Origin of the sequence: Methylophilus sp. 3sh_L (genome assembly GCF_046766015.1) — a bacterium.
GTDB lineage: Bacteria > Pseudomonadota > Gammaproteobacteria > Burkholderiales > Methylophilaceae > Methylophilus.
In genome coordinates, this window is sequence record NZ_JBKOUF010000004.1 from 171,736 (window position 1) to 186,523 (window position 14,788).

A 14,788-nucleotide genomic window follows, 5' to 3' on the forward strand; every position below is an offset into this window, starting at 1 on the left:
GTTTACTTACTTTGCGTCTGACACATTTAAAACTTGCGGGGTTCAAGTCTTTTGTTGATCCAACGACCATCCACCTGCATGGGCGTCGGGTAGGCGTGGTAGGGCCAAATGGCTGTGGCAAGTCTAATGTCATGGAATCAGTCCGCTGGGTGTTGGGTGAGTCTTCTGCTAAGGAAATGCGTGCTGATGCCATGGATGCGGTTATTTTTAACGGATCCTCGCAACGCAAGCCGATCTCGCGCGCCAGCGTCGAACTTATCTTTGATAACAGCCTGGGAGGTGCCAGTGGTGAGTGGAATCAATATGCCGAAATCTCGGTCAAGCGAGTGATCGAACGCGATAAAGGCTCTACCTACTATATTAATAACACTGCGGTACGCCGTCGCGATGTGGCAGACTTATTTCTTGGTACTGGCCTTGGCGGGCGGGCGTATGCCATCATCGGTCAAAATACCATTTCACGGATTGTTGAAGCTAGGCCCGAAGAGCTACGTGTATTTCTTGAAGAGGCCGCAGGAATCAGCAAATATAAAGAACGCCGGCGTGAAACAGAGCTGCGCCTGCGTGATACCCGAGAAAATCTGGCGCGTGTAGAAGACATTTCACGCGAAATGAACAAGCAGATTCTCAAGCTGGAGGCACAAGCTGTGGTGACGCAGAAATATCAGTCACTGCAAACGGCGTTTAAGTTGGCCGAGGCGCAGTGGTGGTGGTTGCGCAAGCGGGATGCCGTGCTAGCTTATGAATCCGCTTCACAAGCCGTAGAGCAAGCGGTCAATGCGCTTGAGGAGAAAATGGCGGCATTACGGCATTGCGAGCTGGCTTTGGAGCAAGCGCGCCAGCAGCAGCAAACGGTCTCTAGCGAATTGCATACGGCGCAAGCGGCGTTCTACGAGGCCAATGCGCAAGTGTCCAATCTGGATTTACAAGTGAAACAATCAGAAGAGGCCCGCCTCAGGTTGTTACAACAGCAACAACAGATTCAGGGGCAGATAGAACGTGGCAGCCAGCAGCAATTGCAGTTGCAACAGCAGCTGGACGAAAAAACAGCCGCACTCGCGTTAGCGCAACAAGCCATGACTGAGCAATCGCAACAGGTACAAACCTTACAACAAGCCTTGCCTGCGCAGTCGTCCCAGTTGCAAGGCATTCAGCAAGCCGCTAATGAGGCACAACAAGCCGTACAACATTGCCGACAGCAAATCCAGCTTGAGCAAAATAAGCTACAGTTTTTGCAACGCAATCTCTCAGAAGCCAATCAGCGCTTACAACAATTACAGAGTGAGTTGTCAACCTGGGCCTTGCCAGATATGCAGGCGTTAGCGCGTTATACGCAGCAACAGGAGCAATATCAAGCCGAACTACAGCAGGAAGAGCAGCAGCTAAAGCAATGGCGAGAGGACGAACAAAAGCAGCAGCCACTTTTGCAGCAAGCCAGGCAAGACTGGCAGCAGTCGCAACGTCAACTCAACCAGCTTGAGGCCGAAATACAGTCTTTGCAAAAACTACAGCAAAGCCTTAAGCAAGACCAACAGCTGGGGCCGTGGTTGCAAAAAAGCGGTTTGCAATCGTCGATACGTTTGTGGCAAGCCGTACAAGTCGATACCGCTTGGCAGCCTGCGCTCGAAGCGGTTCTGGGCCATAGATTGAATGCCTTGCTGTCTGCGTCTTTATCTGCATTGACAGCATTACCGCATCCGCAAGCCGCGTTAGCCATTGCCATGCCTGGCGTGGAAAGCGATAGCCTATCTGAGCGTTGGCAAGGATTGCCTAGCCTGTATAGTTTGCTCACGCTTAAGCAACCAGAGGTTGCCGGTGTTTTGCAGCACTGGCTGATGGGCATTTATGTGATTGAAGATGTCACCCAGGTCGAAAAATTGCAGTCGCAACTCCCGCCAGGAGTAAGTCTATTGAGCAAGCAGGGAGATCTCTATCAACGGTATAGCGTGGTTTATCACGGTCGCCAGAATGCCATGCAAGGGGTGCTGGAACGGCAGCAGCAACTGGATCAATTACAGACCGGTTTGAAAGCCGCACAAGGTGCGGTGAATGACGCCCAGCAACAAGTGCAGCGCATTGAACAAAGACTACTGGACTGTCGGCAGCAACAGCAGCATGCGCAACCCAGGATCAAGCAACTTACCGCAGCAATCCATGAGGCACAAATGCAACGAGCAAGCTTGCAGCAGTCTTATGACAACGCTACGCGTCGGCAAACCGCCTTGCAACAGGACCTGTCAGCGCTGCAGGTCAAGCAGCAGAGTCTGCAAGACGAGATTTCCCAGGCGCAAGCACGGATAGAGCAGCATCAAGCGCAGTTTTCCAGCCTGGAGCAGGCGGCACGCGAGGCGCAGTCACTCAAGCACCAATCAGAGCAAGCTTATTTTGACCTGCGTGAACACGTGCAGCAGGCAGAAAAAGCCCATCAGTCCCAGGTGTTTGAGCAAACGTTATTGCAAAATGCCGTCAATGATTTGCAGCAACGCTTGAGCCATCTCAGTCAAGAGCGTGAGCATTTGCAATTACGTCTGCAAGAGACCGAGCAAACACTCGCGATTAGCGCCATGGAAACTTTGAAGACGCATTTGGCTGAAGCCTTAAACAAGCAGCACACGTGTGAGCAAGCGCTGGCGCAAGTGCGTAACGATCTGGCGCAGAAAGAATCTGCTTTGCAGGCTGAAGAGCGTCAGCGCATGCAGATTGAGCAGCAACTGCATCCTTTGCGCGACACACTCGAGCAACGCCGCCTTAAGCAGCAGGCCTGTCAGCTGCAAGTCGAGCAATGCCAGCAGTCCTTGGCTGAAACCGGCCTGGATGAAGTAATGCTTCAGCAAGGTCTGGATCATGACAGCAAAGCAGAAATACTGGCCCAAACGACACAAAAGCTGCAACAGCAAATCCAACAACTCGGTGCAGTCAATCTGGCTGCGATTGAAGAATTGGCCAGCGAGCAGGAGCGTAAAGGCTATCTCGACAACCAGCTCCAAGACCTGCTAACGGCCAGTGAAACGCTGGAAGAGGCGATTCAGAAAATAGACCGTGAAACCCGCGGTAAACTGCGCGCCACCTTTGATGAAGCCAACCGGCATTTTGGCGAGCTGTTTAATACCTTATTTAACGGTGGCAATGCCAAGCTGGAGCTTTTGGGCGATGAAATTCTGGATACCGGGGTGCAAGTGTTTGCGCAGCCGCCCGGCAAAAAAAATACCACCATCCAGTTATTATCCGGAGGGGAAAAGGCGCTGACGGCCATGGCGCTGGTGTTTGCCTTATTCAGATTAAATCCGGCGCCATTCTGTTTGATGGATGAGGTCGATGCACCGCTGGACGACAGCAACACTGAACGTTTTTGCCAACTGGTGCGTGTGATGTCAGAAAAAACCCAATTCCTATTTGTTTCACACAACAAAATCACCATGGAGATGTCTGAGCAGCTGATTGGTGTCACCATGCAAGAGTCCGGTGTCTCGCGGATTGTCGATGTCGATATTGACGAGGCTATCCGCATGCATGCGGCTTAGCGGCAGTTTTGTTGTATCATAATGCAAGCGTTATAAAGGATTGTTAAGTCACATGTCTGATTTGTGGATGATATTGGTGTTGCTCGGGGTCAGCATCGTTCTGGCAGTGGTTGTATTCAACTGGTGGCAGGAAAAAAAATATCGTAGAGACGTTGAATACCGTTTTAGCCATACCCGCAGTGATCTGCTGGATAGTGAACCCTTAGCTAAAGGTAAGGAAGGCGGCAAGAAGGCCGCGATCGATACCACGCCTGTCTCTGAGGAGGTCGAGGGGTGGATGTCTGAGCCACGCGTCCGCCAAACGGGCATGCGTCCTGCTGCCCAATCCGCAACGAAAATTGAACCTGAATTTTCCAGTACAGAATCCATAAAAGCAGCAGAGCCAGTCCAGATCAAACCGAAGTCAGCACCTGTTTCTACACCGGTTAAGCCAGTCACAGTGCAGCAAGCAAAAACGCCGGTGTTAAATGACGCAAACCAGGCGACCCCCACCGCGCCGGTAGAGCCTCCCGCTTATCAACCGCCAGTGGCAGAGCCTGTCCTGGCGGAGGCCGTTGAGCAACCAGCGTTGGTTTTTGCAAGCCCACAAGTTGAAAAACAGCAGATTGAATCGATCGCTGAACAGCCTGATTCTCAATCTTCCTCTGGACTGCCAGCCGAAGTGCACCCCTCCATGGACTGGGTGGGGCTGATTGATGCGCCATTAGGGGTCATGCTGGTGGAGTTGGAAGATATGCAAGCAGAAGTGAGAACCTTCCCGCAGCATGCTACCCTTTGGGCTCAAAACTCAGCCACAGGTGAGTGGCAAGACGTATTAAGCCTGGATGCTGCGGCCATGCAAACACAAACACCAGCCAGCCAGGTAGCTTGCAGTTTGCAATTGGCCGACCGCGGTGGTCCGGTTGATGTGGAAACACTCAAACGTTTCCAGAAGTCTATGGAAACCTTGGCGCGTGCATTGGGCTTAACTGTCGTCTGGCAAGGTGGATATGAACCAGCCTCTCAAGCGCAGGCGATTGATGCTTTCTGTATTGAGGTGGATAAAGCGGTTGAATTTCACGTCTTAGCCAATCAGGGCATGTTCCATGCGACTAAACTGCGTGGATTGGCCGAAGCATGTGGCATGCAGCTCAGTGCCGAGGGGCGCTTTGAATTGTTTAACGCTGACGGCCAATTGGTGTTTTCAGTGCGAAATTATGAGGGTAAGCCGTTTTCTGCGGATATGTTGAAGTCTGCAGTGATGACAGGCGTGACTTTCCAGCTGGATATTCCTACCACGCCTGACAGCATGCAGGTATTTGACCAGATGGTCGAGATTGCACGTCACCTGGCGACCAGCCTCAATGCGAGCCTGATAGACGTCAATCGCAAAGCGATTGGTGATCCACAGCTGGATAAAATTCGCCAGCAATTGAAAAATATCTCTAACGCGATGGCATCCCAGGGCATTATTCCTGGCAGCCGCCATGCCCAGCGCCTGTTCTCCTGATGATCACGATGCAAGAGGCTGCGCTGGCGCTACAGCAGCTTAAGCAACGTATTGCCGAGTACGACTACCATTATTATGTGCTGGATGCGCCCTTAGTCAGCGACAGTGAATATGATGGCCTCTATCGCCAGTTAGTCGATATTGAGCAGCAATATCCAGCGTTAATTACGGCAGACTCCCCCAGCCAGCGTGTGGGGGGGCAGGCTTTATCTGCATTCGAGAGTGTGCAGCATCGGCAAGCCATGCTTTCTCTCAATAATGCGTTTTCAGACGCCGAACTTGACGCATTTGACCGGCGGGTGCGCGAAGGCACGGGGGAGGCGGTGGTCGAATATGCGGTCGAGCCCAAGTTTGATGGCCTGGCAATCACCTTGACCTATGAGCACGGCATATTTGTGCAAGGCGCCACCCGTGGCGATGGCTACACAGGTGAAAATGTCACTCACAACCTCAAAACCATACGTGCGATTCCCAGCCGGTTGAATCTCCCCCAGCCTCCCGCATTACTTGAAGTGCGCGGAGAGGTCTTGATGCTAAAAAAAGACTTTGAAAAGCTAAACCAGCAACAGGCGGCTGCCAAAGGCAAACTGTTTGCCAATCCCCGCAATGCGGCCGCGGGGAGTCTGCGGCAATTGGATCCGCAGATTACCGCAAAACGTCCCCTACATTTTTTTGCTTATGGCTTGGGGGCGAGCATCGGCATCCCAGAATTACATTCTCATGCTCAAGCCATGCAATATTTGGCTGACTTACGTTTTCCTGTCAGTGATTTACGTGCCGTTAAATCCGGTGCCCAGGGCCTGCGTGAATACTACGCCGAGATTGGCGAAAAACGGCACCAGTTACCGTTTGATATTGATGGCGTGGTTTATAAAGTAAATGACTTTACCTTGCAGGCCGACCTGGGCTTTGTCTCGCGTGCGCCACGCTGGGCGGTGGCACATAAGTTTCCGGCCGAAGAAGCGACCACCCTGGTTGAGGATATCACCGTACAGGTGGGCCGCACGGGTGCGATTACGCCTGTGGCCAGGTTGAAACCGGTATTTGTCGGTGGTGTCACGGTGACCAATGCCACTTTGCATAACGAGGATGAATTACGGCGTAAAGATATCCACATTGGAGACACCGTGATTGTAAGACGGGCAGGGGACGTGATCCCGGAGGTCGTTTCGGTGAAACTAGAGTTGCGTCCAGCAGATGCACGCAGCTTTGTGATGCCTGCTGTCTGCCCAGAGTGTGGTTCGCATGTGGTCCGTCCGCAAGATGAGGCGGTCGCGCGCTGTACTGGCGGATTAATTTGTCCGGCACAGCGCAAACAGGCTATTACGCACTTTGCTTCACGCCGCGCGATGGATATAGAGGGCCTGGGCGAAAAGTTGGTAGACCAGCTGGTTGACCGCGAGCTTGTGCATCACCTCGATGATATTTACCGGCTGACGTTGCCTATGCTCAGTGACCTCGAACGGATGGCGGAAAAGTCTGCACAGAATGTGCTGGCAGCCATTGAAAAAAGCAAGCAAACGACCTTGCCCAGATTTATTTATGCATTAGGTATTCGCAATGTGGGTGAGGCCACTGCAAAAGACCTGGCACAACATTTTTGTAATCTTGATGCCTTGATCCAGGCTGATGTAGCCGCACTCACGCAAGTCAAGGATGTCGGGCCGATTGTGGCAGAAGCCGCTTATCAGTTCTTTCAGGAACCGCATAACCGCGAAGTGATAGCTGCCATGCGCGATTTAGGCGTGCATTGGGCCGACATTGAAAAAAAAGCCACTTTGACCCCGTTTGCTGGCAAAACCTTTGTGCTCACTGGCACTTTACCTACGCTTAAGCGTGACCAAGCCCAAGCGATGATTGAAGCCGCGGGCGGTAAGGTCAGCGGCAGTGTCTCGGCCAAAACCAGTTATGTGGTGGCCGGAGAAGAGGCGGGCAGCAAACTTGAAAAAGCGCAGCAACTGAATATCGCCATTCTGGATGAGGCTGCATTGTTCGCCATGTTACAGGCCGCTTCTGATGATGACATTACCGCGGAAACGCCCACTGATTCAACCGAACCTCACACAAAACAATCGAGTTTATTCTGAATATGAACTTAAAATTAACTTTAATTTTAGCTTTTAATTTATTGATTATTAATGAATCAATGGCTAAGGATGCTGCGTTGGATGCCTGTGATACTGCCGTACAAAAACGGCAATATACTGAAGCCGTCAAACTGGCTGAGCAGCATGCTAAACAAGCTGAGTTTTGGCTTTGCAAAGGCCGCGCGCAATCGGGTTTAGGGGATAACACCGCCGCCCAGCAGAGCTTTAAACAGGCCCTTAACCTCAAACCAGAAGGATTGGATCTGATTGCGGCGCATATGCTGTTGGGGAATGCACAGCTGGAAGCCAAGGTACATGCGGCAGCGCTGGAAAGTTACCAGCAGGCACTCAAGTTTAGCGAGCAGCAAAACATGCGCCGCTATGCCCGTGTTGCCCACAACCTGATCGGCGAAGCCTATTTTGAAATGGAGCAGTATGCTGACGCGCTCAAATCATTTGAAGCTGGCGAAAAGCTCTCCTTGAACGACGACGAGCGCGCGGATAGCTATATCCACGAAGCCATGACCTATCAGCAATTGCATGAGGCTGAAAAAGCGATTGAATATCAGCTCAAGGGCGTCATGATGCTGCGCAAATCAGGCTCCCCTGACCAATATGCTGAAGCCAGCCTGACTTTGGGGCAATTGTTTACCGATAAAAAAGACTTTGTCGGGGCAGACAAAACCTACCAGCGCTTGATGGACTATGCGCATGACAATGGCGGCGAATTTTATGAAGCCAAGACCGCCATCCTATGGGCAGCTTCAAAAAAGGCTCAGGGGGATCATGTGGCGGCACAACAATTACTACAGCAAGCAGGCGTGATCGCTGCCAAATTGAAAGACCCTGAACTGGATACGTTATTGGCCCAGACCAAGTAACTTCTGTACCCGCTAGCATACTTAATTAAAGGGGGAGGGCTGGAAAAGCACCCCCCATGCTGGCAAGTCAAAACTCCAAGCTGATCAAAAGAATTATTTTTATTTGGAATCCCCTGTAAGGTTTTCCTGTCATACGCGACAAACATACAATTGTCACCACACAGGAAACATCATGCAATTTGACCCTCACCGCAGTAACCCCAGCGGAATCTTACCCTCCGAAATCACGCCGCAAGCGGTGTTTGAGCAACGCCGTACTTTAATCAAGGCCGCTGGTGTCGCCGCTGCCAGTATCTGGTTGCCGAAAACCGCGCAGGCTACTCAATCCCTGGAGTTTCAAAAAACTGCCTTTGGTAAGGAAGAAACGTTAACCTCTTTGCAGGATGTGACCAATTACAACAACTATTATGAATTTGGCACCGGTAAAGAAGATCCGGCGCGTGAGGCTGTGCTGTTCAAGCCGACGCCATGGACCATCAAGATAGAAGGTGCGGTCAAGCAAGCCAAAACCATCAGCATTGAGCAGCTGATGAAGCTGGCACCGCTGGAAGAGCGGATTTACCGTATGCGCTGTGTCGAGGGGTGGTCTATGGTCATCCCATGGATAGGCTTGCCGCTAAAGGCGCTGATTGACTGGGCGCAACCGACTGGCAATGCAAAATATATCGAGTTTGTGTCCTACAATGATCCCCGGCATATGCCTGGCGCGCGCATGCCGATACTGGACTGGCCGTATGTGGAGGGTTTGCGCATGGATGAGGCCATGCAACCCCTGACACTTCTCGCCGTGGGGCTGTACGGCAAAGTGTTGCCTAACCAGAATGGTGCGCCTGTGCGGCTGGTCGTGCCATGGAAATATGGCTTCAAGGGCGCCAAGGCCATTTCTACCATCCGCTTTGTCGAGCAGATGCCAACCACAAGCTGGATGCGCGCCAGCCCGCGTGAATACGGGTTTTACGCGAACGTGAACCCGCAAGTTGATCATCCACGCTGGACGCAGTCCTCAGAGAAGCGTATCGGCGCAGGACTGTTTGCCGGGCGCGTGAAAACCAGGCTGTTTAACGGTTATGACGAAGTCGCCAGTTTGTATACCGGCATGGACTTGAAGAAAAACTTCTAATATGGAACGTGTATTTTCGTTACCTTCCATGTCTGTCAAAAGCCGCATCAATGGGTTGAAAATATTGGTTTGGCTGGGTGCATTATTGCCGCTGTTGCGCCTGGTCTATCTTGGGGTCACCAACGAGCTGGGCGCGAATCCGGTAGAGTTTATTGAACGCTCGACCGGCACGTGGGCGCTGGTATTTTTGTTACTATCCCTAAGTGTGACACCGCTCAAACATCTCACGCAGCAAGGCTGGTTGATCGCCGTACGCCGCTTGCTGGGCTTGTGGATGTTTGCCTACGCCTGTTTACATGTGACCAGTTATGTCTGGCTAGACTACCAGTTTGACTGGTCAGATATCGTCAAGGACATCGTTAAGCACCCTTATGTGTTAGTTGGCGCGCTGGCTTTATTGTTTAGCCTGCCTTTGGCGGCGACTTCCAATCAGGCGGCCATCCGTACCCTCAAACAACGCTGGAAAATGCTGCATAAACTGGCGTATTTGATTGCCATACTGGCCTTGCTGCATTTCTGGTGGCTGGTTAAAAAAGATCTGACCGAACCCATGATTTACAGTGGAGTGTTTGGCTTGCTCATGCTGTTGCGATTGCCTGCATTTACTACACGAAAACGCAAACTCAATTAACCCTGCTAGCACGCTTAACGCAATCACTTAGTTATTTTCTTGAAAGCCGGACGTGTGCCTCCTTACCGCCTCTAAAAGAGTGCGGCATACCATTTAATCATCGCGGGAGTACTAACTGTTAAGCATTGAAGCTGACAGCTGTTAAGGTATCCGTGCTTGACATTGAACCGCTTTTTGGACACATTATTATAAATATAACGCGTTGCTACATCAGACAGGTGGCGCTATTCTAAAAATTATTCGGGGGTGTGTCATCTGTTTGCCTGCGTTGTAAGCGCGGGATTCATCCGGGTGTGCACTGCGGTTGTGAAAGTTTGCGATGTCTTCTGTAATATTGGTGCCAAGTGTCTCAATGTTGGCCAACCCTGCACTTTGTGCGTGTCTTGAGCAGTGGTCTGCTCTCATTAGCCCCGACCAGTTTTACCTGGCAGTTGAAACTAACGCGGCGGGGGAATGTATTTCAATTCTTTCCCCAGACAATGCAATACCTGCATTGCGGGCAGACAATCGCCTAACGCATACCATTTGGTCAGCATTGCCCAATAGAGCGCATGGACCTCTCCGGGCGCTGTTGACTTCAGCTTCCAAAGATACACCGCAGCAACTGATCCATATCGCCAGCGGTGAGTCGCCCGTGCAATGGCTAGAGTGCCGGGTAGACTCTTTTACTAATTTGACTGGCGAACAGCGCTGCCTGTTACTCGTTCATGATGTCAGCCAGCAGCACCAATCAGCATTTGCTTACCAGCAGGAACAGCAACGCGCACTTGATTATGACCGCTTCAAATTCGCGCTGCTGGAACTGATCCTCAAAGCCCAAGATACAGAGCAGATACTCGTCTGGATTACCCGCGAGATTGAGGCCCTGCATGCGGATACTTATTGTGCCATCGTCCTGACCCATGACTTAGGTCAACGCGTGCAAACGGTTATCGCCCCCAGTTTACCCCCGGCTTTGTTGCAAACATTACGACAGTTAAAGCTTGAAGCCGGGAATGGCTCGCTGGCGACAGCGATTGCCACCAGGCAACGCGTCATCGTCGACAATGTGATGACACATCCTTACTGGGAACATCACCGGGCGGCAGCGCTGGATGCCAGCGTCGCGTCAGGCTGGGCAGAACCTATTCTCAATGCCAGCGGTGAAGTGTTAGGAGGCATTGCCTTGTATGCACGCCAGGTCAAACTGCCGTCTGCCGCAGAGCAATCCATGCTCGGCCAAGTCGCCCGCTTAGTCAGTATTGTGGTTGACCGGCACTTGTCCCAGCAATCTATACAAACGTTGGCGTATGTAGAGACCGTCACCGGTTTGCCTAACCGTAAGAAAATGTATGAAGTGTTGCAGGCGATGCGCAGCCAGCCCAGTGCAGGTGAGTATATTGGCCTAATTTATATTGATCTCGACTATTTCAAGTGGATTAACGAGGCGCATGGGCATAGTGTAGGCAACGCAGTACTAAGTCAGGTGGCAGAGCGCTTGCAAAAAATAGCCCAACCGCATTTTATTGCCTGTATGGGAGGGGATGAGTTTTTGATTTTGCTTTCCGGACTGGCGACTCAAAAAGACAAAGCCGCGCAGCAGGTGTGGGCCTTGCAGCGCAAATTAGCTAAAACACTGCAGCGGCCATTTATCGTTGCAGGGCAAAAGTTGCCAGTGACCGCCAGCATGGGCTTATGCACCTTTAGCGGGTTAGACATGGAAGATACGGACCATGTGAAAGCCGCGGATATTGCCCTGCATAAAGCCAAACAGTCTGGCCGTAACCATGCGTGTATGTATGAGCCTGGCATGCAAACTGAAATAGCAGCACAAGCCAGGCTGGAAGCCGAGTTGCGTGAAGCAATTGCCCAGCAGCAATTGGAAGCTTATTACCAGGTGCAGGTTGATCATACTGGTCGACCGTTCGGCGCCGAGGTTTTACTGCGCTGGCAGCATCCAAGCAGGGGGCTGATTTCACCCATAGAATTCATTGCCGTCGCCGAAAGTAGCGGGCTGATTGTTGAGATCGGGCAGTGGGTGCTGGATCAAGCCTGTGCGCAAATTTCGCTTTGGCAGCGCTCACAAAAAACGCGTGAGCTCAGCTTATCGGTCAATATCAGTGCGCGCCAGTTCCGCCAGGCCAATTTTACTAACATGGTCAAAGCTTGTTTGCAGCGGCATCAAATCAACCCTAACGCACTTCGGCTGGAGCTGACGGAAAGCTTGCTGCTAGAGAATGTCGATGATGCCGTCCGTATCATGACCGAACTGAGTCAATTGGGGATTCAATTTTCACTGGATGACTTTGGTACCGGCTATTCTTCCTTGCAATACCTCAAAAAATTACCGTTATACCAACTCAAAATTGACCGTTCGTTTGTCAGTGATATTGTCACCGACAGTCATGACCGCACCATAGTGCGTACTATTATCGCGATGGCGCAGAGTATGTATCTGGGCGTGATTGCCGAAGGGGTGGAAACGCCTGAACAACTAGAGCTATTGTTTAACAATGGCTGTCGTCGCTATCAGGGCTACCTGTTTGGCAAGCCTATGCCTATCACTGCCTTTAATGCATGGCTGCAAGAGGCTTTAGTTTAATCATAGTATTTTTGCTAAAGCAGCTTAGGCGCTAGTGCCTTACAGCGTTTAGGGCTGACGTGTGGTTTTTTCAATAATCGCAGCCGGCAAGGTGACAGGCGTCACCGATAGGTCTGGGGTGGCTGGTGCTTCGGCGGGCGAAATTTCCTGACGGTTTGCCAGATTGCTGGTGAGTTGCTCGCTGCTTTCTGCACTCAGGATACGTAAGGTGATGCGGCTATTGAGCGACTGGGCCAGACTATTGTCACTGCTGGACACTGGCCGCGTTTCTGCTAGGCCCAATGCGGATAGCCGTTTGGCTGCAATGCCGTCACTCACCAGGGTGGCCGCGACGCGGGCGGCCTGGGTTGCCGTCAGCGCCCAGCGTTTACTCTCTGCCTCTGGTGTGCCGCTGAATAGATGTTTGTCGCTATGCCCCTCAATCTGGATAGTACGGTATTCATTTTTTAATTGGGCGCTAATAATATGCAGCACCTGGCTGGCTTGTGGGGTCAAGACGGCCTGATTGTTCTGGAACAGCAGGCTATTAGAGATATCCATTTCAACCCCCAGATCTGACAGGTAAACCGTCACCTGTTTTTGCTCTATCCAGTTTGCCAAGGTATTAGAGAGCTGTTGACCCATGGCACGGATTTTTTCCAGATCCCGCTGTTTTTTTTCCTGATACAAATAGCTGAGCGGCAAAGGCTTCATCACCGCGCCTGGGTTTTGTCCTTTTTGAGGCTGGATGCCAGAGGGTTGTAATCCGGGTGCTGGCAAGCCAGGCGTGCTATTTTGTGGCTGGCCGGTGCCCCCCATTTCCCCTTGAAACGCTGAGACCACTGAGCTGGAGAGCGCTCGGTATTTATTCAGGTTAATGGTGGAGGTGGCATACATGACGACAAAAAACGCAAACAGCAGGGTGATAAAGTCTGCGTAAGAGATCAGCCAGCGTTCATGGCTCTCGTCATCCTCCTCATGCTTGTGGCGTCTGTACATCACGATTGCCTCAAGTGCAGGTAAGACTCCAGCCGTTCACTGACCAGTTTGGGATTGTCTCCGCGTGCAATTGAGACCCAGGCATTGAGCAACATTTCACGCCTGGACATCTCATGCTGGACATGGCCTTTGAGTTTGTTAGAGATGGGCAGGAATACCAGGTTAGCTAAGGCCACGCCATAAATGGTGGCGACAAATGCCACTGCGATGCCACTACCGATTTTACTCGGATCAGACAGATTTTCCATGACATGAATCAGGCCCAGCACCGCGCCCAAAATACCTACGGTAGGTGCATAGCCACCAGCGGCTGACCAGATTTTGGCCGCTTCGCGCTCTTGCTGTTCATAGTAGTACATATCAATGGCACAGACTTCGCGAATACGGTCAGGGGGCGTGCCATCGACCAGCAATTGCAAGCCTTTGCGCACAAACGGATCCTGTTCGCGTTTGATGTGGCTTTCCAGTGACAACACACTCTCTTTACGCGCCTGCTGGCTCCATTGATTGATTTTGGTAGCGAGCTTTTTGCGGTCATCCTGTGGATGCACAAATACCAGCTTGAGCATGCGCAAGCCTTTGATAAACAGTTTGAGCTCGGTTTGCAGCAAGACTGCGCCTATGGTGCCTAACATGACTACCACAAACGCGGCAGGTTGCATGAGGGAGTTAAGATGTCCTCCTTCAATGACTTGGCCGAGGACCAGGCCGCCGATCGCAATCAGCAGTCCGGCCAGGCTACCCCAGTCCATCAGGAAACCCCGGTCCAGGCTTTTTGACGCATGGAGGCGCGCAAGCGTGCTACGGCCTGGCTGTGAAGCTGGCAAACCCGTGATTCAGACACATTCATGATCGCGCCAATTTCTTTCAGGTTCAGCTCTTGCTCGTAATACAAACCCATCAGGATTTTTTCGCGCTCAGGCAAATTATCAATAGACTCAATCAGTGCCTCGCGGAAATCACTTTCGAGCAGGGATTTGACCGGGTCGCTGCTGTCATCGTCGACATAACGGTCTAGGAAATGCTCACTGCCATCATCATCCTGAAAGTCTTCGTAATAAATGAGCTGGTGACCTTGGCAGTCGCTCAAAATATCATAGTAATCTTCCAGGCTAAAATTCATGTGCTTGGCGATTTCGGATTCAGTTGGCGGACGGCCCAGCTTTTGTTCCAGCTGCTGCACAGCCAACTCAATATCACGCATGTTTTTACGGATGCCGCGAGGCAGCCAGTCTGCGCCACGTAGCTCATCCAGCATGGCGCCACGCACGCGTTGCGAGGCATAAGTTTCAAACTGTGCCCCATGCGTATCTTCGTAGCGCTGTATTGCATCCATCAGGCCGATCATGCCCGCTTGCACCAAATCGTCCAGCTCCACACATGAGGGGAGTTTGGCTTTCATTTGATACGCCATTTTTTTGACCAGGCCGCTATGCTGTTTTAGCATCTGGTCGGTATTTTGAGTCGTGCCTTTAGCGGTATACATGTTCTTCCTCTTTG

At 51.7% G+C, this 14,788-nt stretch carries 10 protein-coding genes; 7 read left to right on the forward strand and 3 right to left on the reverse strand.

What is annotated here, in order from left to right:
- The first annotated feature begins 11 nt into the window (after positions 1-11).
- From smc to ACIDF8_RS10340, 7 genes are all read left to right on the forward strand, one after another.
- Entirely contained in the window at positions 12-3,521 is a 3,510-nt protein-coding gene (gene smc, locus ACIDF8_RS10310; protein WP_412010523.1) for a chromosome segregation protein SMC, read from the forward strand.
- Positions 3,522-3,573: 52 nt separating this feature from the next.
- Positions 3,574-5,010 carry a cell division protein ZipA C-terminal FtsZ-binding domain-containing protein gene (locus ACIDF8_RS10315; protein WP_412010524.1) on the forward strand — a complete coding sequence of 479 codons (1,437 nt, stop codon included), beginning with the start codon at positions 3,574-3,576 and terminating at the stop codon, positions 5,008-5,010.
- Complete coding sequence (ligA, locus tag ACIDF8_RS10320) at positions 5,010-7,097, forward strand: NAD-dependent DNA ligase LigA (protein WP_412010525.1); 2,088 nt, start codon at positions 5,010-5,012, stop codon at positions 7,095-7,097. Before ACIDF8_RS10315 ends, ligA begins: the two co-directional genes overlap by 1 nt.
- 59 nt (positions 7,098-7,156) lie before the next feature.
- Complete coding sequence (locus ACIDF8_RS10325) at positions 7,157-7,978, forward strand: hypothetical protein (protein ID WP_412010526.1); 822 nt, start codon at positions 7,157-7,159, stop codon at positions 7,976-7,978.
- A gap of 172 nt (positions 7,979-8,150) precedes the next feature.
- Positions 8,151-9,098: a protein-methionine-sulfoxide reductase catalytic subunit MsrP gene (gene msrP, locus ACIDF8_RS10330; RefSeq protein ID WP_412010527.1), complete on the forward strand. Its 948-nt coding sequence runs from the start codon at positions 8,151-8,153 to the stop codon at positions 9,096-9,098.
- Between the two features lies 1 nt (position 9,099).
- On the forward strand, positions 9,100-9,729 hold the full coding sequence (locus ACIDF8_RS10335; protein WP_412010528.1) for a sulfite oxidase heme-binding subunit YedZ: 630 nt from the start codon (positions 9,100-9,102) through the stop codon (positions 9,727-9,729).
- 571 nt (positions 9,730-10,300) lie between these two features.
- A complete protein-coding gene (locus tag ACIDF8_RS10340; RefSeq protein WP_412010529.1) occupies positions 10,301-12,310 on the forward strand; it encodes a putative bifunctional diguanylate cyclase/phosphodiesterase in 2,010 nt (669 codons plus the stop codon).
- A 48-nt stretch (positions 12,311-12,358) separates the two neighbouring features.
- Here the strand turns inward: ACIDF8_RS10340 and ACIDF8_RS10345 are convergent, their stop codons facing one another.
- Genes ACIDF8_RS10345 through ACIDF8_RS10355 form a run of 3 tightly spaced genes read right to left on the reverse strand, consistent with a single transcriptional unit; the run spans position 12,359 to position 14,774 of the window.
- Positions 12,359-13,288, reverse strand: coding sequence for a flagellar motor protein MotB (locus ACIDF8_RS10345; RefSeq protein WP_412010530.1), 930 nt, complete (start codon positions 13,286-13,288; stop codon positions 12,359-12,361).
- The gene (locus ACIDF8_RS10350; protein WP_412010531.1) at positions 13,288-14,040 is read right to left on the reverse strand and encodes a flagellar motor protein; all 753 of its coding nucleotides are present in this window, start codon (positions 14,038-14,040) and stop codon (positions 13,288-13,290) included. The genes ACIDF8_RS10345 and ACIDF8_RS10350 overlap by 1 nt, the downstream gene beginning before the upstream one ends.
- Positions 14,040-14,774 (reverse strand): RNA polymerase sigma factor FliA, encoded by a 735-nt coding sequence (locus ACIDF8_RS10355; protein WP_412010532.1) that lies wholly within the window; start codon positions 14,772-14,774, stop codon positions 14,040-14,042. Before ACIDF8_RS10355 ends, ACIDF8_RS10350 begins: the two co-directional genes overlap by 1 nt.
- Between the last annotated feature and the right edge of the window lie 14 nt (positions 14,775-14,788).